Here is a 25,521-nt window from a genome sequence, read left to right as displayed (position 1 = left end):
CAGCTATCCTGCAGGGCAGCACCTTTTTCGAAAGACGAATAGGTTATTTCACGTTCATATAACGGCTGTAAGCATCCGTGCGAATCTTAACTAACTTTTCAAGTCCCATTTTATTAAGCTTGCTCACATAAGCATCCCAGCCCTCGTCAATTCCGCCTTTGCTAATAAATTGCGCCCGCATAGTATTCACATAGCTGTCGATATCCGTAGTCAAGGTTGGCAGCTCCTCGAACTCCTCAGAAGTGTACATTACGTTAGGGAAAGGTGTGGTTACATATTCACTGCCCAGCTTATCCAGCTGCAGCTTCAGTCCATCTCCACTTTCAGGGTTCAGGACAATTTTCGATTCAAATGATGGGCTCACATATTTCGGTCCAAAATCACGTAGCGATTGATCCCAATACCAAGCATCTGCGCTGGTTCCAGCTGGTGGATCCATCAATGTATAAGTGCTATCATCGTTTTTCTTAATAACCGTTCCAATCGCACCCCAGAAATTCTGAATGCTCGCTTCGTCAGTATAGAACTGATCTGCCCAACGTGCGGCAACCTCAGGATATTTGCAGGACGTGGTGATCAGCAGCTCATTACGGTTAAGATTCATCCCAATCGGATTCCCGATCGTATAACGTTTACCATCTGGTCCGGCAATCGGTGGAATCGTCACATATTGATCGCTCCATTTCCCAAACACGGCGTCTGGAGTCCATTGGTACGTAAAGCCTACGATTGGAGCATCCGGATTCTGGAACTTAGCCGATCTCATCGTATCGTCCTGAGTGAATACCTCTTTATCTAGCAAGCCTTCCGCATACAATTTATTTTCCCATTTGAGACCTTCTTTGAACTCCTCCGAAATAGGGAAATATATCGCTTTTCCGTCCTTGATGATCATATTATTGTTATTTAAATCGGCAATTCCGAAAGGACTAATCAAGTCATTACCAATTTCAATAAAAGGAATCTCATCTTGTTTTCCATTCCCATTCGGATCTTGTTCTTTAAAAGCTTTGAGCACGTTATAAAGCTCATCAATCGTTTCAGGCACCTTCAAGCCCAATTTGTCCAGCCAGGTCTTGTTAATCACAGGCTGACGTGAGCTTTTTGGACGTGCAGGAAGTCTTGTTGGCAGGGAGTAGATTTTCCCGTCAGGAAATGTGCTGATTTTTTTCATTTCTGGGGTTTCTTCCATAGCTGCTTTGAGATTAGGCATATTTTGCTCGATATAATCATCAAGCGGCCGGAAAAAGCTCAGATTATTTACGATATCGGCATCCCCAAAGGTTTGATCTCCCAAAACGATATCCGGAAGCGTGCCACTTGCCAGCATAATCGACTTCTGCTCACCCCAGTCATTGGAGGACATTACTTGCCAATCGATTTTGACATTCGTATTTTTCTCCAGATCCTTCAGCCATTGGTTTTGCGTAAAGGTGTCCCCCATACTCCCCCAACGGACAGTCAGCACTTTAAGTGTCACAGGCTCATTCACAATCGGCAGACCTTTTTTGTTATAGCTGCTCGTTTCATTTGTCGCTGCATTATTCCCGTTGTTACCGCCGCAGCCAGCAATTCCAAATACCATCGCAGCCGCCAGCAGACCCACAGTCCATTTCTTTGCAGTTTTTTTCTTACTGTGTTGACTCATCTCTTAATCCCCCATTTCAATTTATCAAAATGCATCTGAATAGCTTTATAATAACTTCTTATTTTTTCGTATTCCGGACACATTAAGACGGTTATCCAGACCTTTGAATTCGCTTACAAAAAATACAAAAGCTAAATGCTCTACTTGGGGAAATTAAATAACAGTATCCCGACTTCTGTATGTGCTATCCGGACTTTGAGGGAAATCGATAGCGAGTTCTTATGTTTTTTTCACGCAGAGGTTTTATAATGACTTTATGATCAAAAAAACAGCGAAACACAAAACCTACCCCATTCGCCATTATATAAAAGTCATGATGTTGGTTTCATTCACAGTCCTTATTCTGGATTTAGGAATCAGCATCGCTTCCATTTCCATCGTTAAGCAGCAGTCCACTCGAAATTTGCAGGATACTGCGGCGCTTTACATCAATCGTATTAATCATGATTTTGCCTACATTAATCACTATATGGGCTGGACGCTTGGGAACGATGAGAGCTTACTAACGATGAATACTTACGGGGTCAACAGTATCGAGTTCTTAAAAGCAAATGATAATCTGTTCAAACGCTTTACCGAGCTGCAAAAAAACTACGGGCATGAGTATAACTTCTTCTACTATTTGAAAAATGAGACCTATTTTTTGAATTGTGCACCGATCAGCGTAACCTATACGGATTACAGGGAGCTGAAAAAGAAGATTATTTCTTATATTGATGATAAGGAGATGTATGAGAAGTTTTATTCCAAATGGACGCCTATTCTTGTGAACAACCATTATTATGTAATTAATATCGTGCCCTATTACAATCGTTATTTAATTGGACTGATCTCCGCAGATAATCTGATCCGGCCGCTACGCCAAATTAATCTTGGCGCCAATGGTTATGTTTCTCTAGTAGATGAGAATGAACAGCCTTTAACCAGTCCGATCTCCAATAGCGGAACGTTAATAACGGAAAATGGGGGATTCGCTAATCTTTTGCAATCGCGTACAACAATCAACAGCGCATTCTCAGACACCACCTTCAGCACCAAAATGGTCATTAAATATGGCATATTCGAAAAAATCATGATTGCCCAGCTGCTTATTATGTTATTGTTCTTCATTGTGACCTCCACGTTATGCATTGTTCTGCTCTTTTTCAAAAAAAGAGTGTTAGGTCCGATTCAAAGCTTCTCCGATAACCTTGCTTTCATTAATGAGTCTGGGCAACCCGCAGATTTCAAAAGCAGTGAGATTATAGAGCTGGAACAGGCAAACACTCAGTTTAAAGGCTTGGTTGAACAAATCAAAACCTTTAAAATCGCTATGTACGAGCAGGAACTGGAGAAACAAAGAATACAGCTGGACTATATGAAGCTACAGATTAAACCACACTTTTTCTTAAACTGTCTGACTAGCATCTATAGCATGGCGCAAATTCATATGTATAAAGAAATTGAAAATATGACGTTGTCTACCTCTAAGTATTTCCGTTACATTTTTCAGAATGGCGAGAATTTTGTCCGGTTGGAGGATGAAATCGAGCATGTCCGAACCTACTTGGAGATTCAAAAGCAACGTTATCAGGACGCATTTATTTATTACATCGAACAAGAGGATCAGGCAGGCAGTGTGGAAATTCCACCGTTAGTGCTGCAAACCTTTATCGAAAATTCAATTAAATATGCGATTTCACGCGAACATGAAGCCGAGATCAGACTTACAGTACAACGATTACAGATGGAACAGGAAGAAGAAATGCTCGTTATCCAGCTCACCGACACCGGTCCCGGTTTTCCACCTCAGGTGTTAGAGAAACTTAATCTTGGAGAGCCCTTGGATCAAAGTAAAGGTACGCAAATCGGCATTATGAATACGCTTAAAAGACTAGAGTACCTATATTTAAAAAGAGCAACCGTCACCTTCTCCAATTTGGAGGGCGGCGGTGCTAGTGTAATCTTATATCTTCCGAAGCTTCCTGATAAATCTAAATGAATGGAGAGCAAACTATGAATGTACTGCTTGTTGATGATGACTTTTATGTTATTGCCGCATTGCAAAAGAAAATAGATTGGGAATCACTCCACATTGATACTGTTTATACGGCTAATAATGTCGCTCAAGCACGTGAAATAATAGAAAAGCATTCTGTTCAAATTCTGATTTCAGATATTGAAATGCCGCAGGGCAGCGGACTGGAATTACTGGCATGGATTCGCGAGGGAAATTATAGTATTCAGACTATTCTTCTTACCAATTATGCAGATTTCAACTATGCGCAGAAAGCAATCGAATTGCAGAGCTTTGAATATTTCCTCAAGCCCATTGAATTTGACAAGCTGATGTTGATCATCCAAAAGGCGGTCACCCAAGCAAAAGAGCAGCAAAAAAACGAAAAAGCCATTCAGGGCGGTTACTTTTGGCAAAAAAATCAGGCGAAGATTCTTGAACATTTTTGGCGGAAGCTAGTTAGTGGCAGTACATCATTTCCGATTAAGTTGGCAGACATCACACATGCCATTGAAGAACAAAACCTCTCCTATCAAATGAGCGATACTCTACAGCCTTTGATATTTAACTTATTCCCTTACAATGGCAGCATGGGAAAAGAAGAAAAGGATCTGTTTGATTTTGCCCTGCTAAATGTATTGTACGAATTGTTTCAGCACCCTTGTTTTACCATCGAAAGCATTCTGGAATATAGAGATTATAACTGGATCGCCATTTTAAAATGGAACCAGGCACCAGACACGCAACTGCTTGAAGCATTATGTTCTTCTTTTATTCAAAAGGCGAATCCTTATTTAAAATGTGATGTCTGCTGCAATATTGGCTTATACGATAAACTGAGTAATGTAGGGAATGTTCTAAAACAATCCCTGACTATGGATGAGGAAATTACGAGATGCAGAAATCAGACCTTTTTGGTGGAGGCTTATCTGCAGCAAAATAAACCGGGCTATACACCACCGGATCTTGCCTATTTGGAAGAGCTGCTGAACCAGAATAAATTCACTGCTTTTCTTGAAGAAGTTACACAATATTTAAAGGTCATGCTTAACAATAGAACACTTGAGACCTCTGTCCTTAGCTTGTTCCGTTTAGATGTAGTTCAGCTAGTCTATTCATTTCTCAATCTGAAAGGGATACGATCGCACAAATTATACTCTGGCAAAACTAATGATAAATTATCTATGCACTCTTTGGATTCAATCGAGGATATGGAAGAATATCTTAAATACCTTGTCACTACAGCCATGAAATATCGTGACTTTGCTGCCCAACCTAAGTCCGTCGCAGAAGAAATCAAACAATACATTCATTCACATTACGGCGATGACCTGACCCGAAATGATTTGGCTGAAATTGTTTATCTCAATCCTGATTACCTGGCAAGGATATTCAAACGAGAAACTGGGGTTTCATTAGGAAGCTACGTCATCCACGTCCGAATCGCGGCTGCGAAACATCTATTAGAAACCACAAATATGTCTGTATATACCGTCGCGAACAAAGTCGGCTATAGCAACTACTCCTATTTCTCCAAGCTTTTCAAACAAGAAGTAGGTCTCCCTCCAAACGATTATAAGAAGGAACAACAATACAATCCAGCTTACTAAAAGAGGGTAACCCAGCATCTAGTTCATGGATGCTGGGTTACCCTCTTTGGGATATCTTCTGAATATTAATTACTGTCTACCTTTACTCCTACGCTGCTGATAATGATCCACCTACGAGCTTACTCTTGCGCCCAGTAATCATACGCCACGCCTGTACTCCTACACTGCCGGAGTCATTTACGCCGAGATTACTCTTACACACAGTAATCATCCGCAATGCCTTTACTCCTTCGCTACCGGGAATCTTACACCCCTGACCTTACTCTTACATCCAGTAACCATTCGCCCCAGGTGCTTCCGGACTCAGATGACGCTATTTGCCCATTTATCGCCTTTTGAGCACAGTTTCGGACTCCAGTGCAGCTATTCATGAGATATTGCTCCAAATCGAGTGTGTTTCAGGTCAATAGCGACTATGCGGTCCGTTAGAATTCCAAATGTGCCATATAGCAGCGTTTAAGGTCCGCTGAGTCCGATAGCTACTTCCTACGCGGAAATCTGGAGCTAATTAGCGAAGCTTGCCGGGGATCAAGGGAAAAGACCAAGACCCCACCAGTAACTATCCGCTTCACTCTTGCACACAGTAATCATCCACCGCACCTTTACTCCTACGCTACCGGGAATCTTACACCTCTTACCTTACTCTTACACCCGGTAATCGTCCGCCACGCCTTTTCTCCTACACTACCGGAGTCATTTACGCCGAGCTTACTCTTACAACCAGTAACCACCCGCCCCACTCTCGCCTCAGGTGCTTCCGGACTCAGATGACGCTATTTGCCCATTTATCGCCTTTTGAGCACAGTTTCGGACTCCAGTGCAGCTATTCCTGAGATATTGCTCCAAATCGAGTGTGTTTATGGTCAATAGCGACTATGCGGTCCGTTAGAATTCCAAATGTGGCATAAAGCAACGTTTAAGGTCAGCTGGGTCCGATAGCTGCTTCCTACGCGGAAATCTGGAGCAAATCCGCGAAGCTTGCCGGGGATCACGGGAAAAGACCAAGACCCCACCAGTAACTATGCGCTTCACTCTTACACCCGGTAATCATCCGCCACGCCTTTTCTCCTACACTACCGGAGTCATTTACGCCGAGCTTACTCTTACAACCAGTAACCACCCGCCCCACTCTCGCCTCAGGTGCTTCCGGACCCAGATGACGCTATTTGCTCATTTATCGCCTTTTGAGCACAGTTTCGGACTCCAGTGCAACTATTCCTGAGATATTGCTCCAAATCGAGTGTGTTTCATGCCAATAGCGACTATGCGGTCCGTTAGAATTCCAAATGTGCCATATAGCAGCGTTTAAGGTCGGCTGAGTCCGATAGCTACTTCGTACGCGGAAATCTGGAGCCAATCAGCGAAGATTGCCGGAGATCAAGGGGACAGCGCAACTCCGCCAGTAACCACCCGCCCCACTCTCTCTCCTCTGATGCTTCCGGACCCAGATGACGCTATACGCCCATTTATCGCCTTTTGAGCACAGTTTCGGACTCCAGTGCAACTATTCCTTAGATATTGCTCCAAATCGAGTGTGTTTCAGGTCAATAGCGACTATGCGGTCCGTTAGAATTCCAAATGTGCCATAAAGCAACGTTTAAGGTCAACTGAGTCCGATAGCTACTTCGTACGCGGAAATCTGGAGCTAATTAGCGAAGCTTGACGGGGATCACGGGAAGGTTCCCCACTACCAGTAATCTTGCAAGCTCCAAAAACGCATTAATGCCCCAGCAGTCATAATCAGAACGGCTGGGGCATCTCTTTTACTAAATTAAGCCTGAAGCGCTACATATTTATCGCCAAGCAGATTTTTAAAATAGGTGCGATTGTATAACATACTAGGATGGGATGGATAAAAACTCAACGCCGTTTCATTGTGATGATTTGCCTTCTCGTGTTGGCCGAGGCGATCATAACAAAGTGCCAATTGAAGATGCGGCAGCCAGGTATAAAAGATCCCATTCTTCATCCCCATCGAATCGTTATCCCGCGGTAGCTGAATCGCTAGCTCATACCAGTATGCGGCTGGATGCAACTGGCCTTTTTCCAGCAGAAGTGCCCCCAGTCGGCAACAGAACTCTGACCGTGGTTTATCATACTGCAAGGTTTTACATAACGCTTCAAATGCACCGTCTTTATCCCCCAACCGTTCCCGGCATTCGGCAAGCTTTAGGCAAGCCTGGAAATTATCTTCAATCCAGCCCTGCCCACCCGCTAAGAAAATCTCATAGTATTTGCAAGCCTCTTCATTTATAGCATGATCCCTTAATTCATTCGCATAATAATACTGGTCTCTCGGCGAAAATACTTCACCCTGTGCAACTCGTTTTTGATAAATCCGCAAATTACGATCTGTGTATTCCTTATCTTTCTCATGTGTGATGCAGACATCACTACTAAAAGAAGGACCACTTACCTCTAAATACTCATGAACAGGCCCAATCCATTGAAAGTTGCAGCTGCGCCGAACCAGCCTGTTGCGGCGTAAACTAGCTGTGACATTTCCCGCTTCGTCAAAAGCCAGATTATATTGCATGTTCACACTGTGAATATGTCCGGGCAGGATTTCTTTTAGTTTTTTAAAAAGAATCTGATCCTCTTCCTTTATATAATCATCCGCATCAAGCCACAAAATGTACTCCTGAGTAGCTTTGCTAAAGGCAAAATTACGTGCGGCACTAAAATTATCAATCCATTCAAAATCATAAATTACAGCTCCGAAGGACAACGCAATCTCTTTTGTTTTATCCGTCGAGCCTGTATCCACGATAACAATTTCATCTACGAGACTTGCAATGGTAGACAAACATCGGTGCAAGCTTTTTTCTTCATTTCGCACTATCATACATAAACTAATCGTAACCATACTCGCCCTCCTACACGCTTTGTTTGAAATTCTTTCTATATTGATATGCAGGGTTTAAGAAACGGACTCCCACTCTATCCCGCCCGATCATGAAGAACTTCAGAAATATAAAGGTTATTTAAGAAACTTTCCACTCCATTCTTAGGTCTATATAAGTAAGATCAAAGGAGGTACAACATATATGAAATCCAAACGAAGAGGAGTTAGAAACGGCTGGATCTTAACTTCAATATTGTGCGTCGTAATTGTACTAGTGCTGCTGATTGGATATAAAGGGCTCGACTGGGGTACACCTACCACACCACCCACATCCACCAACGCACAAACTAATAATGAAGCAGATAACAAACCCAGCTCCACTCAAGAAATGCTCGAATTTCCTAGCAGTGATCCCGATAATGGGCAGGTCATCATTCCACTGCACACTACGCTCGCGCAGCTAAATATTGATAGTGGTGACGAATATGTAAATACAGAAATCCCCCCCATACCTGAAATGACCTTTGCTTTATCTCAAGACATGAAAAACCAAGTAGAAGCAACGCTGGTCTACCGTCCTGATATCGGTGGAGGTTATCTTCTACTCGCTCCTGCCGGATGGCAGGCTACCGCGGTTGTCGGCGCTAACGGTTCTTATGGAGTTACCTTTCAGGATCCGAACCATCCGGAACAAAACATGAACTATTCAGATACGGCTTGGACTTGTATAGGCTGTGCCATTACTGCAATCGGAGCTTATTTCCCGGAAAAAGCCGAATGGGCTGACGCGCTGGGATTTACCATTAATAATCCGCTTAAGTTTAGCGAGCAGCATATTTTAGGTACTGCAGGAGCTGAAGCAAGAACGGTCAGATATACGCTTCAAGCAGACGCGAATGGCTATCAGGATGAGGGTGCTGCCTATTACGATAAGGGAGAATGGGGTTATTTATTCCGCAGTATCGGAATACATCAAGCTCAGACATCCCCACAGCAGGAAGTAGTGGAGACCCTCATGAAATTCTTTACAGATAATCATGGACCGCTCTTCATTGCTGACCCAAACGCAGAGAAGCTGGACTAAGGGTGGGAATTTTTAGAGGAAGGTATTTTCAACCTTGCTCTTGCTTTTAGAAAGACGTAGGTGCTATTTTTTGTTATAATCAATGCAATGCGTTGTTTATGAATTCAGACATATATAAAGGGGACGTAACCATGACTCAAATTATTAAAACTCTAACTATTGCAGGCAGCGACTCCAGTGGTGGCGCAGGCATCCAAGCGGATCTAAAAACATTTGAAGAGTATGGTACCTACGGCTTTAGTGCCTTGACCACTATCGTTACTATGGACCCGGACAACGGCTGGCACCATAATGTTTATCCAATTGATGCCTCCATTGTTGCTGAGCAGTTAAAAACTATTTTCGCTGGTGGCCCGGTTAATGCCATGAAGACAGGTATGCTTGGAAGTGTTGAAATTGTGCGCGTTGCAGAGCAAGCGATCAAAGAAAATCTTCAGACTAATGTAGTTATTGATCCAGTTATGGTGTGCAAGGGTGAAGATGAAGTCTTGAACCCTGACAGCGCTGAGGCTATTCGTGACTTATTGCTACCACTAGCAACTGTGGTCACCCCAAACTTGTTTGAAGCAGGTGTTCTTTCAGGTCTTGGCAAACTTACTACCCTTGAGGAAATGAAAGAAGCTGCCCGTCTGATTCATAAGCTCGGTGCACGTAATGTCGTGGTTAAAGGCGGCAAAGCACTCGGCGGCGATCAAGCGATTGATATCTTCTTCGACGGTTCTGAGTACACTGTATTCCAAACAGCCAAAATCGAACCCGCTCACAATCATGGAGCTGGATGTACTTTTGCCGCAGCAATTACAGGCGGTCTAGCTAATGGCTTAACGGTTCATGAAGCTGTTGCAAAAGCTAAAGATTTTGTCTCCGCAGCCATTCGTAATGGATTTGCGTTTAATGAATATGTGGGTCCTGTATTTCACGGTGGTTACCGTTTAGAACGTTAGAACTCGCAATCCAATTACACAAAAAATAAATGGCAGTCCAGACGCTGAACTTCAGCTCTGGACTGCCATTTTTATTTACTATTATTGAAAATCCGTAAATTCAAAACTTTGCTTACCGAACATTGATTTTTTATACGATTATTTTCATAAAAAAAGCACCCGAATCAAGATTCGAGTGCTTCTGAGCTACGTCCTCTAATTATTTTATCAAAATGGATAAAGCACTTTTTGACGCCAAACGGAAAGATAATTCATCCGCTCCCGGCAAGTTCAAAGCCACATTCTCAGCCTTTTCACTATCGTTGAACAGAACAACTGCAATAGAGTTATCTGTATTCTTAAAAGCTACGGAACGAATCACTTCTTGATTGGTGGAGGCGTCAATACGCACAGCCTTCGGACGAATAAATTTACTGAAATGGGCCAGCGCATAATAGTCGAGCGTATACGTAAGCTCCTTGGTCTCTTGGTTGACTGTCACAACACCACGACAAGTACTTTTGCCAAAACCCGGTACGGTTGGGCCGTTCTTTTCATCTAAGGCCATATTCCATAACACAAAGGATTTACTATGATTTCTAAGAATATCAATCCCTGTTCTCATTACATTGGAGAAGGCTTGTTCAAACGGAGGAATCCATTCTCCACCAGAACCTTCTGTAAAATGCACTTCTTTATCGGCAAAAGCTTTCAGAACCTCTGATTGCGCTGACGCATTGCCACCATACCAGTGCCAAGCTACACCATCCACTTCATCTTTTGCATAATCGAGCACGGTTAACGGATAATCTGGACGATCCCAGTTGTGGTCGTAGCAGAGAATTTTTGTAGCGATGTTATGCTTAACAAAGCTCGGCTTCAGGTAGTTTTTAATGAAATCTTTTTGCGCCTCAGGCAACATTAACATACTAGGGTAGTGTTTGGGTTCAAATAAAGGCTCGTTCTGTGGTGTTACAGCATAAGTTGGCAATCCGTGCCCTTCAAAAGCTTGAATATATCGAACAAAATAATCGGCATAAGCCTGATAATATTCTTGTTTAAGTTCTCCAGCAATCATCGATCCGCTAGTCTTCATCCAACCTGGTGCACTCCATGGAGAAGCCATCAGTTTGATCTCAGGGTTAATTGCCAGAGCTTGTTGCAACAAAGGGATAATGTCTGCTTCATCATGTGCGATAGAGAAGTGGGTTAATTCCGTATCCGTTTCCTGTGCAGGTCTATCGTCATAGCTATAAATATCTCTAGCATAATCCGATGCCCCCATTGGATTTCTTAATACGGACAAACCAATTCCATCTTGTGCGTCAAAAAGCTTGCTCATGACTTCCTTTTTCTGTTCGTTGTCCAGGACTTGATTAATCAAATAAGCGGATGAATCCGTAAAGGATGCTCCAAAGCCATCCATTTCCTGAAAGGTTTGATTCTCGTCAATAGTTACAGTAGTGGTCGCCTCTGCGTCAGCAATTGGAGTTAATTGTTGCAGACTTTGCTCTACAAACAATGTATTCTCCCCGGTGGATTGATAAATTTTAAGCTCTGGCATGTTGTTTCCCTCCATCTTTCTATGAAGAGGCCCCAGTGAAGGGGCCACATTCTATTATCTAACTTATTTAAGGCCTAATTTTTCTTTGTTGTTTTTCATTTTTTCAGAACGAACTTCTACAATCTTATCCCAGTTGTTATCATTCAAAAATGTTTTGTAAGCAGCCAAGGTGCTGTCGAATGTAGCATCGTCTTTAGCACGGATCATACTTACAAGCGTAGTGTTCCAAGTAGTATCAATTGCAGTAAGACTGCGAGCTTCAGGCGTTCCTTGAGCCGGGTTAATGTTTTCAAGAATAAAGTGTGGTTTTAGCTTTCCTTTGCCCCACTCTTGCATTTGTTTAATGGAATCTGCGAACGCGTCATTACTCAGCGCTTTATCACGGTCATGTCCAAAGAACATAAATTCGCCCATCCGGTAATCTTTTTTGAATTTATCGGCATTATTTAATTGCAGGTCTTTGATTTCAGGCAAGAATTCAATTTTACCGCTGTCGTTAACTTTATAGGTCTCTCCTTCAATACCGTAGTTCATGAGCTTTTGTCCTTCGTCGCTGAGTAAATAAGTGTAAATTTGAATCGCTTTTGCAGGATCCTTAGCCTTTTTAGTAACATAGCTAATCATCCAACCTGTAATTCCGGATTGATTCAACGTTGGTTCATGTCCAACAGTACTTTGTGGGCCATCAATAGCGATATATTCCTTGCCTGGATTTTCTGTCATGAAGATTTGCAGGTTACCACTTTGTTGAGGGGTTCCATCCAAAAGTATTGTTGCATATTTACCGGATTTCACTTTTTCTTCAAAGGCAGTACCGTCATCAGCAAAACTGTCATCACTGATATCACCATTTCTGTAGACTTCATTTAACGTTTTCAACCAAGTCAAGTAATCCTCATCCAGGTTACGGTTGTAGAATTCGCCATTTTCAGTTTCCATCGGCACTCCGATGAAGTCCTCCAATACATCTCCCAAAGAACCAGTGCCTGAACCAATGGAGTTAAAACCAAAAGGAATCATGTCCGGGAATTGTTTTTTGATTTGTTGCATAACGCTCTTGAATTCCTCAGGAGTTCCAAAGCTTGGTTTTCCAATGGCTTCGTAAACATCCTTGCGGATGACAAAGGCTGTTTTAGCAGGGATGTTACCGCTATCATAATCGTTTTGCGTATTGGAATAGTTAGGGTATCCATAGGTCTTGCCATCTGCTAACTGGAACCAGTTCATCGTATCTTTTTCTGCAACTTTATTGAAATACGGATCATATTTATCTGCCAGATCATTTAAAGGCAATGCCCATGTAGCAGCTTTTTGTACGACTGGAGAGTTGGAATCAAAAATAGTCAACAGATCTGGCATTTCACCGCCGGCAAAAATCGTATTCAGCTTAGTGTCATCGCCTGTAATGAATTTAATGTTGATGTTTAAATCCTCTTTAATTTTCTTGGTGACAAGGTCTTTTCCGAAATCAGTATTCCACCAGTCTGCATTCACGTACCAAGTCAGATCTGTTGTCTCTTTTTTTGTATCCAGCTTCCATGCCGGTGTTTCCGGATCTATAGTATAACGGCCTTCAATGGAGCTTAACTCTTTACTGGAGCTGTCAGAATTACCTTTCGATCCACAACCTGTAAATACTAATACAACAGCCATAAGTGCCGTACAAAGTTTGAGTCCTTTTTTCCCAAATGCTTTGTTCATCTTTTATTTCCCCCTAAAATGTTTTGTAAGCATTCACTACTTGGAGATTTACTTACTATTCCTTCACCGCCCCCATCATCATGCCTGAGATAAAGTACCTCTGTAATATTGGATACATCACAACAATCGGCAAAGTTGTAATGACAATTGTTGCTAGTTGAACCCCTTTAGTCGTAGTTTCGATAATCGCAGATCCACCAACATTTTGCATGGATTGTGTTTGCGACTGAACAATGATTTCATAGAGCTTCATCTGCAGCGGGTAGAGCGATTGATCGGTAATATATAACTTGGTAGTCATAAAGTCGTTCCACTGCCCAACCCCGTTAAATAACGCAATGGTGGCCATAGCCGGCATGGAAAGAGGGATAAAGATTTTTAGGAAAATGCGCCAGTCACCTGCACCATCAATTTTGGCTGACTCTTCAAGTGAATCCGGTACATTTCTGAAGAAGTTCATTAGAATAACTACATCATAATAACTGAACAAGGCCGGGATAATATAAACCCAGAAGCTGTTTAAGAGGCCTAATGATTTAATCAATAAATACGTAGGGATCATTCCACCAGAGAAAAACATAGTGATTACACCCATGGCAACATACAGCTTACGTCCACGTATGTATTTCTTACTCAAGCCATAACCGATCATGGCACAAAAGAATACGTGGGTAATGACACCAATGAATGTTTTGGCAAGCGATACTACGAATGCTAAACCAATGGTCTCATCTTGAAATACAGCACGATAATTTTCCAAAGAGAACTCTGGAGACCAAAATATGAATCCGCCTTCCGCAAGCGCCTTGCCCGAACTTAAAGAGGATATGACTACATTCCATAAAGGAACGACAATAATGATTGTACAAATACAGAGCAGGATAATATTTAAGGTATTAAAGATTCGACTATCGAGATCTTCTTTAGCCACCGTACGATTCACAGAAATGCCTCCTTCTACAGAACTGATTGATTATCATTTAATTTACTGGATACTTTGTTGGCGCTAATCAGTAGGATGACTGAAACGATGGAGACACCTAAACCAACAGCAGTAGCATAAGAGAAGTCACCTTGCGTCATACCCATACGATACACATAAGAATTAATGACCTCCGCCTTAACGCGGTTCTGAGAATTCATCAATACCAGGGTTTGGTCCAGATTTGATCCTAATAAACCGCTTACAGTGAGAATCAGATTTAAACTGATAATCGGTTTCATGTTAGGAAGCGTGATATTCCAAATTTGTCTCATACGGCTTGCGCCATCTATTTTGGCAGCCTCATAATAAGTAGGATCAATTTTCGACATAATGGCTAAGTAGAGAATCGTTCCCCAACCAGCCTCTTTCCAAATATCGGATAACGTTGCAATCCACCAGTATTTATTCGCATCAAGCAAAATATTTACCGGTTTCGAAATCAGTCCCAAACTGAGCATAATCTCATTAAACATACCGGATGAGGAAAACCAGGCAATCAGCATCCCGCCGAGAACGATCCAGGACAAAAAGTGTGGTAAATAAGAGATGGTTTGCACTATCTTTTTAAAACGTCCACCACTTAATTCGTAAATCATAACGGATAAAATAATAGGAATAACAAACCCTATGGCTAATTTCAGAAAGCTGATCCCTAATGTATTGACTACAGCGTCCCAAAAATATTTATCAGATAAAATAATTCTGAAATTATCGAGCCCTACCCAAGGTGCAGAATCGAGCGTATCAATTACGGTGTAGCTTTTAAAAGCAATCGTCAATCCGTAAATCGGAATAAAACAAAAGATAATCATAAAAATAATTCCCGGGATGACCATGGATTGAATTTCCCATTGTCTCTTATAATCAATTACAAATTCTTTGACCCTCTGCCCCATAGGCTTTTTCCCGCTCATTGGATTCTTTCCGTTTGTTGGCACTACGGCTAATTTATCCACTTTTTCTTCTCCCCTCCAAATCATGATCCCCAAACAATAAAAACGTTTTTATTTTTTCGAAAAAAAAACCCTCCCAAAACAACAAAATTTTAAAAAATGATCGGGTGAAACCTTGAACCCATTACATATATGTGTTCTTACCGACCAATCTTTACTTGACTAGAACCTCTTACAACTAATTCACCCGCCAATTTCATCATCTCGCCCTGTTCCTTCTTCTGAATCATACGAACGAGGTGATTAATGGCCAAAATACCTTGTCTAGCAATTTGATTTCTTACAGTAGTTAAAGGCGGTGAGAAATATTGCGCAATATCAATATCATCAAACCCCATAACACTAACATCTAGCGGAACTTCGTATCCATGCGATTTCAAAGCTTGAATACATCCAATTGCACTCAAGTCGTTCCCTGCTAAGAAGGCATCAGGTATTTTATCAGGACTATAGTGAAGAAAAGATTTTATAGCGTTGTAAGTGCTTTCTTCTTCAAAATATCCTTGTATAATATACTCTTCATGCGTGGGTAGCTGATACTGACGCAAAGCAGCTAAGTATCCTTCTCTCCGCTGAACACTGTCGTACATCTCATCCACACCAGATATGTAAGCAATCTTTTTATGCCCTAGACTGATTAAATATTTGGTCGCTTCAAACCCCGCTTCAAAGGAATCAAATATCACGCTTCCCATCGTGTCGTTCTTAAGCGGCCGATCCAGAAATACAGCCTTGATCTTGTCTTTCACCATTGCAGCAATTTCTTCTTCGTCTATTCTCAGCTCTTCGTAGATAATGACACCATCCACTCGCCGGCCTAGAATATTGCTCATAATCACTTGTTTATCCTTGGTAACAAATACATTCAGCCCGTAACCTAGCCGATCACATTCACGCGACATGGACTCAACCAGCTTATAGAAGTATGGACCCGACACACTTGTTGTGAAAAAACCCAGCATTTTGGTTTTCCCATTCCTAAGGAGCTTACCGTTCAGGTTAGGAACATAATTTAATCGCTTCGCAACCTTAAGAACATGTGATTTCGTCTCCGGGTTCAATACATCTACGTCATTTAGCGCGTTGGAAACCGTAGAAATGGAGACTCCAGCCTCTCTGGCAACATCTTTGATCGTTACCTTTTCCATAATGATTCAATCTTCCTTTACGAATAAAAACGTTTTTATAGATTTAAATTAACATAAAAACGTTTTCATTACAATATATTTTTTATTTTATCAGAGGTAATAATTGGTACACAAGCTTAAATTTTCTACAGAATCTTATAAAACACCTCTTCTGCAAACTCGAAATCATTCATAATACACTCTAAACATAATGTCTTGCTCGTAATTCCCAAACCCACGGCCATATATGGTTAGTCCCCCTCTTCTCCGTCCGCTATTCTCTGCCGTTAAACGAAAGGTCCACTGATCCTGCTCTACTCGTACATCCTCCAAGGTAATATCTGAGATTTGCTGGCCATCTACAAAGGTTCCACCTGTATTAATCCGCAGAACCTTCAGCAAACCATATTGGTTAACATCCGAACGCCACCAAATGGGATTTAATCGTCCTCTAGTGAGGCCAAAGTCGCCCGGACTGGTCCATTTTCCTAAATCCTGACCATTCATCATAAAGCCAATATCCGACGGCCACTTCTCATTTACATGTGGAGCTTCGGAACCTATTTCTAGCGAAATCTCAATTTCCTGCACCACTTGATCTTGAAATAGATAATTTGGAATCTTGTACTCGATAGAACCTTTCGCAAACCATACAATGCCGGCATTCACCCGTTCCGGGTCCAGAAAATAACGTGGATCATCATAATAGCCGATCAGCTTCTCAGTAGTAGCAATCCCGCAGGTAGGTAAAGCCTGAATATCGGTATATTGCCCTACAGGGATAGACACCTCAACCACCTTTCTGGCAACTCCACGGGAGCCCGATAATTTAATCTGCAGGTAATTCGCAGACAAAGAACAATATTTATAGGTCCCTCCATTTACTCGTCTCATTTTAGAACTGATCAGGCCTGCTTTTTGCAGCTTTGCTACATGAGTACTGACAATTGCACTACTAAGGTAGAGCTCCGCTGCCAGCTCTTTGATGTGCATCTCTCTGCGGTCCAGAAGTTCAATAATTCGCAGCCTAACTTCACTTGCCAGCGCTTCATACACCTGCAAGGATTCAGAATCTGTGGTTAAGTACATTTCAACGTCTCCAATGCTTATTGAATTAGTATTTTAACGAATCCTAAATTAATTCATTGCTTATTATAAGCTAAAATCAGTATCATGTAATCATAAAACAATTACTTAATTAGTGAAATCATTAATTCAACTAGAGGGAGCTGTACACTCATGCCGATTAAATCGACAATGATTATTGACAAAGATTTCAGACTAGCTGAAGTAGACCCGCGGATTTACGGCTCATTTATCGAACATTTAGGAAGAGCAGTTTACGGTGGCATTTATGACCCGGGTCACCCTACTGCGGATCAGAATGGTTTTCGGAACGATGCCATCGAAGCTATTCGTGCCTTAAACGTTCCTATCATCCGTTATCCTGGAGGCAACTTTGTATCCGGTTACAATTGGGAAGATGGGGTTGGACCCAAGCACGAACGCAAGCAATCTCTTGAATTAGCTTGGTGGACCACGGAAACCAATCAAGTGGGTACCAACGAATTTGCAGATTGGGCTAAGCTCGTAGGCAGCGAAGTCATGATGGCAGTTAACCTTGGAACACGCGGCATCGATGCAGCTAGAAATCTAGTAGAGTACTGCAATCATCCTTCCGGCTCCTACTACAGTGACCTGCGGATCTCTCATGGGTATAAAGAGCCTCACGCTTTTAAGACCTGGTGCCTCGGAAATGAAATGGATGGTCCGTGGCAGATTGGAGCTAAAACCGCGGTCGAATATGGACGGTTAGCGAACGAAACTGCAAAAGCTATGCGCTGGGTCGATCCAACGCTTGAGCTTGTGGCTTGTGGCAGCTCCGGCAGCGGCATGGACACTTTTGCCGAGTGGGAAGCTACCGTGCTTGATCTTTCTTATGATAATGTGGACTATTTATCACTGCATACGTACTACAATAACAACAATGACGACACGCCTAACTTCCTAGCCCGCTCTATGGATTTGGATCATTTCATCAGCAGTGTGGCTGCCACCTGTGATTATGTTCAAGCGAAGAAAAAGAGCAAAAAGAAAATTAATCTGTCGCTCGATGAATGGAATGTATGGAAATCACAAGGCAGCAGCCGTGCCGAACAACATTGGCAGATCGCACCGCCAGAATTCGAAGATGTGTACACACTTGAAGATGCACTTGTTGTGGGCTGCTGTCTTATTTCATTGTTGAAGCATGCTGATCGTGTGAAAATGGCCTGCTTAGCGCAGCTGATCAATGTAATCGCCCCAATTATGACTGAAAATGGCGGACCGCTTTGGCTGCAGACTACTTATTATCCGTACCTGCATGCTTCCCTTTATGGTCGTGGAACCGTACTTCACCCGCTGATTTCCAGCCCTAAATACGATTCCAAAGATTTCACTGATGTGCCTTACTTGGAAGCCATTAGTGTATACAACGAAGAGCTGAATGAAGTAACCGTCTTCGCTGTAAACCGCCATTTATCCGAAGGACTAGAGCTCGACGTGGATCTGCGCAGCTTCAGTTCCGTAAACATTATTGAACATATTGTACTGGAACATGAAGATATAAAAGCTGTAAATACCAAATCCAATCCTCATAACGTGATGCCTAGCCAAGGCAAAGCCGTTGTTGAGAGTGGACATGTAAAAGCCCTTCTCGCAAAAGCTTCCTGGAATGTGATTCGTCTGCGGGTGAACGGCTAAGCTAACTTGTAATAGTCATAGAAATGCCCCCATGAATCTTTAATAAGCCATCGATTCATGGGGGCGTCTTCGTTATTTTATTCTGAAAATTGTCACGGATTGCTTCGGAAACTCATAACTAAAGCTGCTTCCTTCTGTCTTAAAGCTGGTTTGTTTCGGAGAGACCTGCTGCTTATTCTCGAAGTTATTTTCGTCCTCAAGCGGGTATCCCGACATTTCATAGACTTCGATGGTCAGTGCTTCTTTTGCCAAAGATTCCAGTACAACCTCAGCAGAAACGCTGTTCTCTTGTACGTTTACAGTCTTGAGGATAATATCCCCCGTTAAATCTTCCACACTTGCCGTGTAATACAGCGGTTCGATGACCGGAAGTTTATCTTCTGTCTCATTCACCAGTTCTCCGTTAATAAAAGTACGGATCTGTCTGCCCACTACTTCTAGCTTAAGATCGTATTCTACATCTGTTTCAACCGTAAACATAGCATGCGTCAGAACAGAATTTCTTTCGTTGATAATTGAGGCCACAATCGAATCCTGATTCTGCCAGCCACCCAGCTCCCAGTACAAATGATTCTGATCATCCGCTTTACCAAAATAAAAGATAAACCCTTTATTTCCTGCAGTTCGTGTAGCCTTAAAATGCAAAGTATAGTTTTCCCACTCTGTCTCACCAAGCTCTAGTGTCCGTTTAGCCGTTCTGTTCTGAGCAGGGTCAGGCAGATTTGAAACTTCCTCTGATAAGTCAGAATACGTTTTCACTTCTCCCGTAAGATTGTTGACTAAGGTGATCTCGGAGAAACGAGCAGCAGAGGCATCCACACCGAAACTGACGGCTCCAGTGATCGCTTCCTTTCTGCTTTCCTTCGGTGCCGTGAAGCCATCTGCTTCCATCTTCAGCAAATGATCTCCCTGATGGTTCATGAATAGCTTTTGCACATAATAGTTTGCCGTTCCGTACACTTCATGATTATTGAACCAGATCATATCCGGCTTCCAGTTAATATAATCCACATTACAGAGCATTGGAGCATAACAAGCTAAGCCAACGGCATGGGCATTATTTTGCAGACCTGTCATAAATGCTGCTTCCACCAATGCATTGTAATAGGTATTGCCCCATGAGGCATATTCACCGAGGAATACCTTTGGCTCATCGGCTTTGAAATCATCATAACGATGATGATTAGCCAGGAACCATTCAGGTGTACAGTAATAATGCTCGTCTACGAGGTCAGACTTGTTCTCTTTTGCCGACGTCCAGCCCCGTTCATATTCCTGGCCGGCAGAGAACGGGCCACTAGAATTAATGACCTTGATTTCCGGATATTTTGCTTTGATGGCTTGATGAAAGTAAGGATATCTCTCGAAAAAGGGTGCACCTACCTCTTCATTCCCAATGCCGACATACTCCAGCCCAAAAGGCTCAGGGTGACCCAGTTCTGCACGAATGCCTCCCCACTTCGTGGAAGAATCCCCCTTGGCGAATTCAATTAAATCCAAAGCATCCTCAATCCAAGGCGTTAATTCATCCAGCGGTACCATCCGTTTATGATGCGGGTCGTAGCCGCCCGGAAGAACGGGGATCGGCTTAGCTCCAATATCCTCACAGAACTGAAAATATTCATAATAACCTAACCCAAGCGTTTGATTATATGACCAGTTATTGCGTCTTGCCGGTCTTTGTGCAACATCCCCAATCGTATTCTTCCATCTGTACATGGAGTCTCTGTCATCTGGATCCAAGGAACCGTCATGCACCAGACATCCTCCTGGGAACCGCATAAATTTAGGTTTTAAATCAGCGAGCAGCAGCGAAATATCTTCACGCATGCCTCCGGGTCTATTCTTAAAGGTCTTCTCAGGAAACAGGGAAACCATATCCAGATATACCTTCCCGTTACCTTTGGTAACGATTACAAGACGACTGCTTGTGTCCGTGCTATTAGCTGTAATAACGGCTTCATATCGGGTCCATTCAGAGCTGCTTACGGCGATCTCCACTTCACCAAGAATGGTGCCGTCTGTGCTTTCGATGTTTACGGTAAGCGGCACATCAAAGCTTGTCTCCCGGCGGGCATACACCGAGAAGTTATAATTCTCGCCTTCTTTTACCGGAATACCACTGTTAAAGCCTAGATTCATCAGGCCAACGCCGTCACCTTCAGCCACAATATCGATGGCAACATAATGTTGGTTACGATCATTTAAGGGCTTGCTGTCTTCTACAGAGATATTTACCTTTCCATCTCCACGTTCTACAGGCTCCCAAGCCATCAGCGCATGATAATCTGCCCGGTCAATCGGGTCGAATTCAAAAGATCGGTTCTGAACTAGTTCAGCGTAAAGCCCACCATCGGCCGCATGATTCAAATCCTCGAAGAAAATACCGAATAGATCGCCTAACTCCGCCCCCCGCTGCTGCGTATGTATCGTCAATTTTCCTTCTGTCTTCATTCTTTTGTCTTCCTCCTTGTGAATTCCAATTTGATTTATATTTATATTACTTAGTTCATATCAATATAAATCATTATAATAACTCCTCTCTATATTCGTCAATTCAAAAACGAAAAACTGACACCGAATACCCCTCGCTCGATGTCAGTTCACACTAGGAATCCCCCTAGTATAGGTTATAAAGAATACGTAAATTGATAGCTGCCCGAACCTAATTGAAGTCTCACTCCGTTATCGACCAAGCTGATGCTGTGCACGCCTCTGGACTGCTCCACAGGAACTTCATTTTCTAATAACCCTAGTTGATTGGCTCCAGGCAGAACGACAATACCGTTGGTATTGGCAGGAATCGTAACGTGAATCATCATTCCATCATCCTCTGATCGCCGCCACGCTGACTCTACTTTTCCGTACATGGTTTCAAGACTAGCTTCTGCGTAATCCAGACCGGGGCCAGGCTGTGGCTTGATATGAACGATTTTGAAACCAGGCTCCAACTCATCTGTTCCGATTCCTGCAACGTATCGATACAACCATTCACCTATTGCGCCATAGGCGTAATGATTGAAGGAATTCATATCTGCACTCCAGAAGCTGCCGTCCTCCTTGATCCCATCCCAATGCTCCCAAATCGTAGTCGCACCTTTCGTCACCTGATACAGCCAGGATGGATAATCCTTTTGAAAAAGAAGCTTATACGCGAGTTCATTATTTCCAATCTCGCTGAGCACAGGATTCAGATATGGTGTGCCCACGAATCCAGTAGTCAGATGATCCTTAGCTTCAGCAATCAGCTCAGTTAGCTTCTGAATTGCACGTTCTTTGGCGACCCCTTCTATAAGATCGAAACGTAGGGCTAATATCTGTGCAGTCTGGGTAGAGACGGACAACCTTCCCGCAGGTGTTATGAACTCATTACTGAATGCTTTTATAATTTTGGCGTGCAGCTCACTATAATAGTCCACGTCCTCCGATTTTTCTAAGGCTATTGCCGCTTTTAAAGTAAGAGAAACGGAATAGGCATAAAAAGCGGTGGCGACATAATCCCGATCTGTAGCTCCCACATAGCTGTCTGGCTTGGAATCAAACGCTAGCCAATCGCCGAAATGAAAGCCAGTATTCCACAGATAAGGGTTACTTCCCTGTGCATAGATATATGAAATCCATTGCTTCATGCTCTCGTATTGCTCTGCAAGCAGCCTTTTGTCGCCGTACATTTCATAGATTGTCCATGGACAGATCGTAGCTGCATCCCCCCAGGCTGCAGAAGAATGGTTAGTATCTCCGTCGCCAGGAGGCGCTGCTCTCAGCTCTGGAATAAAAAACGGAATGCCGCCCTCAGGGGTTTGGTCTGCCTTCAAATCCCGTAACCATTTCGTAAAGAAAGGTGCCGTATTCATCAAATAGGAGGCTGTTCGGACAAACATCTGAGCATCCCCCGTCCAGCCGAGCCGCTCATCACGCTGTGGACAATCAGTGGGCACATCGAGGAAATTCCCTTTTTGCCCCCACAGGATATTGTGATGCAGTTGATTCACAAGTGGATCTGAGCACTGAAAATCACCCGTACGTTCCATATTAGAGTGCATCACAATTCCTGTGAAATCCTCTAGTTGAAGATCTGCTGAGAACCCACTAAGCTTCACATACCGAAAGCCTTGGAAGGTGAAATGCGGTTCATACGCCTCTTGCTCTCCACCTTTCAGAGTATAGCGGATGCACTGTTTCGCTTTACGCATATTCTCCGTGTAGAAATTTCCGTCCCGGTCTAATATTTCAGCATGCTGAAGTTCTACCGCCTGACCAGATTGACCTTTTACATTAAATTTTAACCACCCTACCATGTTCTGACCCATGTCCAGCACTCTATCTCCCTGCGGGGTAGTCAGCAGTGCAATCGGCTTCAAGGTTTCAACTTGTGTCACTGGCACATTTTCCTGGGCAACGATGATCGCTTTGGAATAATTAATAATCTCCACTGGATGCCAACCTTCTGATGAAGGATCGGTGATATCCAGCTCCAGCCGAGCATCATAGGTTTCACCATTATAAATTTCAGACATCATAATTGCGCTTTTTGCAGCCTGCCAATTCTGATCTGAGCTAATAAGCTCATTTGAACCGTCTGCGTACCGGATATGAAGCTCCAGCAGAAGTGAAGTCTTTGATCCATAAATCTCCTTTTGATTATCCCAGCCCAAATACCCTCTGTACCAGCCATTGCCCAACAGTGCGCCTAACGCATTCGCACCTTCATGCAGAAGCTTTGTGACATCATAAGTTTGATATTGCAGCCGCTTACTGTAACTGGTCCAGCCTGGAGTAAAATAATGATCTCCCACCCGACTTCCGTTCAGCTGCAGTTCATACAAGCCCAAAGCAGTAGCATAAATCCTTGCACTTTCCACTGGACCTTTTACATCCACGAATGTACGAAGCTGTGGGCAAATCTCAGAATCTTGTGAAAAAGAGGCTGTAGGAGCGCTGATCCACTCCGCCTGCCAATTCCCTGCATCTAATAGTCCGGTTTCAAAAAATGCAACCTCAGACCAACCCGAGTCTATTGCATTCTGATTCCATGCCCGAACCCGATAATAATAACGCGTGCGAGCTTCCAGCAGCAGACCTTCAAGCTCAACATGGATCGATTGAGAAGACTTTACTTCCTCTGTATCCCATAGCTTGCCTTGAAAAAGCATATTCTCCGCCACTTGAATTTGATAAGCAGACTGCATGCAGTCCCTGTCATCTGAAACTAACTGCCAACTGATTCTGGGTCTGATCACATCAATTCCTAGCGGATTTTCTTTGTACTCACAACGAAGCTTAGTCATTGCGAACATATAGATAAAAACCTCCTTCTATAGCGACAAATTAGTCTTTGCCCTATAATTATAGCTGGGTTACCGCTTTCATCACCCGGTAAAAAGGACATCATATCCCTGCAATCATGCCATGAATCTGGAAGGGGGAATTCAATATGCAACGAACCACCGAGTTGTTCAAAAATGAAATTTTTTTTCAAAACGATCTGCATCTGCTCGTTAACCGCTATTCAGAGAACTTCCATGCCCCTTTTCATGCTCATGAATTTATTGAGTATTGCTATGTAGCTGAAGGAAGAGGTTTTCATCACCTTGAAAATGAGATCTTTCCCGTTAGAAAAGGAATGCTGTTCGTGATTCCTGTAGGTGCCCCCCATGTGTTCCGTCCAGCATCTTCTGATACTTTAGGGAATCGCCTGATCGTCTATAACTGCCTTTTTGATATGCAAATGGTGGAGCAATTAAATATCGTCCTTCAAGAGCCATCTATCCGGGAGCACCTAGCCACTCTTGGGAGTAGCAGCTCATCTTACTTTTCCGTCTCAGATCGAGATGGCTCTATTGAGCGCTTAATGCTGAATTTATATCATGAAATGTCGGTATCCGGTATGGGCTCCAAAACAATGCTTTACACCCTCTTAAGTCAATTAATCATAGCAGTGTACAGGCAAAAATACGGAGAAGATGACAAATCTACGATGGATATGGCAGACTTCACGCAAGTCATTCAATACCTAGAGCATAATCTGTCGGAAAAGATTACACTTGCCGAATTAGCCCGTATTTCACAGTGGAGCAGCAGGCATCTTCAGCGCATGTTCCACAAGCATACTGGCCAGTCCTTTGGGACCTACTTGAAGAATCTGCGAATGCATAAAAGCTGTGAATTGCTGCGTACTTCTGGACATAAAATTAATATGATTGCCGAGCTAGTTGGTTACCGTGACATCGACTCCTTTAACGCTGTATTCAAAAAAATAGTCGGCCAGACACCCATCGCGTACCGCAAGCTCTACAGATCATAAAAAAGCCGATGTCGTATGAACATCCATACAACATCG

17 protein-coding genes are annotated in these 25,521 nt (G+C 42.9%); 6 read left to right on the top strand and 11 right to left on the bottom strand.

All coding sequences use genetic code 11. The features are described from left to right. Positions 1-43: 43 nt before the first annotated feature. Positions 44-1,648, bottom strand: coding sequence for an extracellular solute-binding protein (locus tag MHI25_RS11720; RefSeq protein WP_340395445.1), 1,605 nt, complete (start codon positions 1,646-1,648; stop codon positions 44-46). A 256-nt stretch (positions 1,649-1,904) separates the two neighbouring features. Here MHI25_RS11720 and MHI25_RS11715 point away from each other — a divergent pair, with 256 nt between their 5' ends. Together MHI25_RS11715 and MHI25_RS11710 are read left to right on the top strand one after the other, a co-directional pair. Next, positions 1,905-3,629, top strand: coding sequence for a histidine kinase (locus tag MHI25_RS11715; RefSeq protein WP_340034332.1), 1,725 nt, complete (start codon positions 1,905-1,907; stop codon positions 3,627-3,629). 14 nt (positions 3,630-3,643) lie between these two features. After that, positions 3,644-5,254 (top strand): helix-turn-helix domain-containing protein, encoded by a 1,611-nt coding sequence (locus MHI25_RS11710; RefSeq protein ID WP_248548001.1) that lies wholly within the window; start codon positions 3,644-3,646, stop codon positions 5,252-5,254. A gap of 88 nt (positions 5,255-5,342) precedes the next feature. Here MHI25_RS11710 and MHI25_RS11705 read toward each other — a convergent pair whose 3' ends face one another. Together MHI25_RS11705 and MHI25_RS11700 are read right to left on the bottom strand one after the other, a co-directional pair. Then, positions 5,343-5,471: a hypothetical protein gene (locus tag MHI25_RS11705; protein WP_340395444.1), complete on the bottom strand. Its 129-nt coding sequence runs from the start codon at positions 5,469-5,471 to the stop codon at positions 5,343-5,345. A 1,554-nt stretch (positions 5,472-7,025) separates the two neighbouring features. Continuing rightward, a complete protein-coding gene (locus MHI25_RS11700; RefSeq protein WP_076193817.1) occupies positions 7,026-8,120 on the bottom strand; it encodes a glycosyltransferase family 2 protein in 1,095 nt (364 codons plus the stop codon). A gap of 181 nt (positions 8,121-8,301) precedes the next feature. On the opposite strand from MHI25_RS11700, the gene MHI25_RS11695 reads away from it, so the two are divergent. Both MHI25_RS11695 and thiD read left to right on the top strand, forming a co-directional pair. Continuing rightward, the gene (locus MHI25_RS11695) at positions 8,302-9,183 is read left to right on the top strand and encodes a DUF4850 domain-containing protein (protein WP_076303047.1); all 882 of its coding nucleotides are present in this window, start codon (positions 8,302-8,304) and stop codon (positions 9,181-9,183) included. 131 nt (positions 9,184-9,314) lie between these two features. After that, the gene (gene thiD / locus MHI25_RS11690) at positions 9,315-10,127 is read left to right on the top strand and encodes a bifunctional hydroxymethylpyrimidine kinase/phosphomethylpyrimidine kinase (RefSeq protein ID WP_038570000.1); all 813 of its coding nucleotides are present in this window, start codon (positions 9,315-9,317) and stop codon (positions 10,125-10,127) included. Between the two features lie 199 nt (positions 10,128-10,326). Here the strand turns inward: thiD and MHI25_RS11685 are convergent, their stop codons facing one another. From MHI25_RS11685 to MHI25_RS11660, 6 genes are all read right to left on the bottom strand, one after another. After that, positions 10,327-11,670, bottom strand: a complete 1,344-nt coding sequence (locus MHI25_RS11685) for a glycoside hydrolase family 30 beta sandwich domain-containing protein (RefSeq protein WP_076303048.1) — start codon at positions 11,668-11,670, stop codon at positions 10,327-10,329. A gap of 63 nt (positions 11,671-11,733) precedes the next feature. Further along, positions 11,734-13,371 carry a sugar ABC transporter substrate-binding protein gene (locus MHI25_RS11680; RefSeq protein WP_038569996.1) on the bottom strand — a complete coding sequence of 546 codons (1,638 nt, stop codon included), beginning with the start codon at positions 13,369-13,371 and terminating at the stop codon, positions 11,734-11,736. A gap of 55 nt (positions 13,372-13,426) precedes the next feature. Then, positions 13,427-14,314, bottom strand: a complete 888-nt coding sequence (locus MHI25_RS11675; protein ID WP_036689738.1) for a carbohydrate ABC transporter permease — start codon at positions 14,312-14,314, stop codon at positions 13,427-13,429. Between the two features lie 14 nt (positions 14,315-14,328). After that, entirely contained in the window at positions 14,329-15,270 is a 942-nt protein-coding gene (locus MHI25_RS11670) for an ABC transporter permease subunit (RefSeq protein ID WP_036689816.1), read from the bottom strand. 179 nt (positions 15,271-15,449) lie between these two features. Next, positions 15,450-16,457, bottom strand: coding sequence for a LacI family DNA-binding transcriptional regulator (locus tag MHI25_RS11665; RefSeq protein WP_036689737.1), 1,008 nt, complete (start codon positions 16,455-16,457; stop codon positions 15,450-15,452). 165 nt (positions 16,458-16,622) lie between these two features. Further along, positions 16,623-17,525: an ArsR family transcriptional regulator gene (locus MHI25_RS11660; RefSeq protein WP_076130581.1), complete on the bottom strand. Its 903-nt coding sequence runs from the start codon at positions 17,523-17,525 to the stop codon at positions 16,623-16,625. Between the two features lie 150 nt (positions 17,526-17,675). Between MHI25_RS11660 and MHI25_RS11655 the strand changes: the two genes are divergently transcribed. Then, the gene (locus MHI25_RS11655) at positions 17,676-19,181 is read left to right on the top strand and encodes an alpha-N-arabinofuranosidase (RefSeq protein ID WP_076187265.1); all 1,506 of its coding nucleotides are present in this window, start codon (positions 17,676-17,678) and stop codon (positions 19,179-19,181) included. 72 nt (positions 19,182-19,253) lie between these two features. Here the strand turns inward: MHI25_RS11655 and MHI25_RS11650 are convergent, their stop codons facing one another. Continuing rightward, on the bottom strand, positions 19,254-21,635 hold the full coding sequence (locus MHI25_RS11650; RefSeq protein WP_340395443.1) for an alpha-L-arabinofuranosidase C-terminal domain-containing protein: 2,382 nt from the start codon (positions 21,633-21,635) through the stop codon (positions 19,254-19,256). Between the two features lie 176 nt (positions 21,636-21,811). Continuing rightward, on the bottom strand, positions 21,812-24,478 hold the full coding sequence (locus tag MHI25_RS11645; protein ID WP_340395442.1) for a family 78 glycoside hydrolase catalytic domain: 2,667 nt from the start codon (positions 24,476-24,478) through the stop codon (positions 21,812-21,814). A 137-nt stretch (positions 24,479-24,615) separates the two neighbouring features. Here MHI25_RS11645 and MHI25_RS11640 point away from each other — a divergent pair, with 137 nt between their 5' ends. Next, entirely contained in the window at positions 24,616-25,485 is an 870-nt protein-coding gene (locus tag MHI25_RS11640) for an AraC family transcriptional regulator (protein ID WP_076130584.1), read from the top strand. The last annotated feature ends 36 nt before the right edge of the window (positions 25,486-25,521 follow it).

It is taken from the genome of Paenibacillus sp. FSL E2-0177, assembly GCF_037992975.1.
Lineage (GTDB): Bacteria > Bacillota > Bacilli > Paenibacillales > Paenibacillaceae > Paenibacillus_AQ > Paenibacillus_AQ odorifer.
Note: the sequence above shows the minus strand (reverse complement) of the source record. Positions and strands in the feature narration are given on the sequence as shown.

Bases quoted from the DNA above. Each gene is read 5' to 3' on its own strand.
- MHI25_RS11720 (WP_340395445.1), bottom strand. From the start codon at position 1,648: ATGAGTCAACACAGTAAGAAAAAAACTGCAAAGAAATGGACTGTGGGT.
- MHI25_RS11715 (WP_340034332.1), top strand. From the start codon at position 1,905: ATGATCAAAAAAACAGCGAAACACAAAACCTACCCCATTCGCCATTAT.
- MHI25_RS11710 (WP_248548001.1), top strand. From the start codon at position 3,644: ATGAATGTACTGCTTGTTGATGATGACTTTTATGTTATTGCCGCATTG.
- MHI25_RS11700 (WP_076193817.1), bottom strand. From the start codon at position 8,120: ATGGTTACGATTAGTTTATGTATGATAGTGCGAAATGAAGAAAAAAGC.
- MHI25_RS11695 (WP_076303047.1), top strand. From the start codon at position 8,302: ATGAAATCCAAACGAAGAGGAGTTAGAAACGGCTGGATCTTAACTTCA.
- thiD (WP_038570000.1), top strand. From the start codon at position 9,315: ATGACTCAAATTATTAAAACTCTAACTATTGCAGGCAGCGACTCCAGT.
- MHI25_RS11685 (WP_076303048.1), bottom strand. From the start codon at position 11,670: ATGCCAGAGCTTAAAATTTATCAATCCACCGGGGAGAATACATTGTTT.
- MHI25_RS11680 (WP_038569996.1), bottom strand. From the start codon at position 13,371: ATGAACAAAGCATTTGGGAAAAAAGGACTCAAACTTTGTACGGCACTT.
- MHI25_RS11670 (WP_036689816.1), bottom strand. From the start codon at position 15,270: ATGAGCGGGAAAAAGCCTATGGGGCAGAGGGTCAAAGAATTTGTAATT.
- MHI25_RS11665 (WP_036689737.1), bottom strand. From the start codon at position 16,457: ATGGAAAAGGTAACGATCAAAGATGTTGCCAGAGAGGCTGGAGTCTCC.
- MHI25_RS11660 (WP_076130581.1), bottom strand. From the start codon at position 17,525: ATGTACTTAACCACAGATTCTGAATCCTTGCAGGTGTATGAAGCGCTG.
- MHI25_RS11655 (WP_076187265.1), top strand. From the start codon at position 17,676: ATGCCGATTAAATCGACAATGATTATTGACAAAGATTTCAGACTAGCT.
- MHI25_RS11650 (WP_340395443.1), bottom strand. From the start codon at position 21,635: ATGAAGACAGAAGGAAAATTGACGATACATACGCAGCAGCGGGGGGCG.
- MHI25_RS11645 (WP_340395442.1), bottom strand. From the start codon at position 24,478: ATGTTCGCAATGACTAAGCTTCGTTGTGAGTACAAAGAAAATCCGCTA.
- MHI25_RS11640 (WP_076130584.1), top strand. From the start codon at position 24,616: ATGCAACGAACCACCGAGTTGTTCAAAAATGAAATTTTTTTTCAAAAC.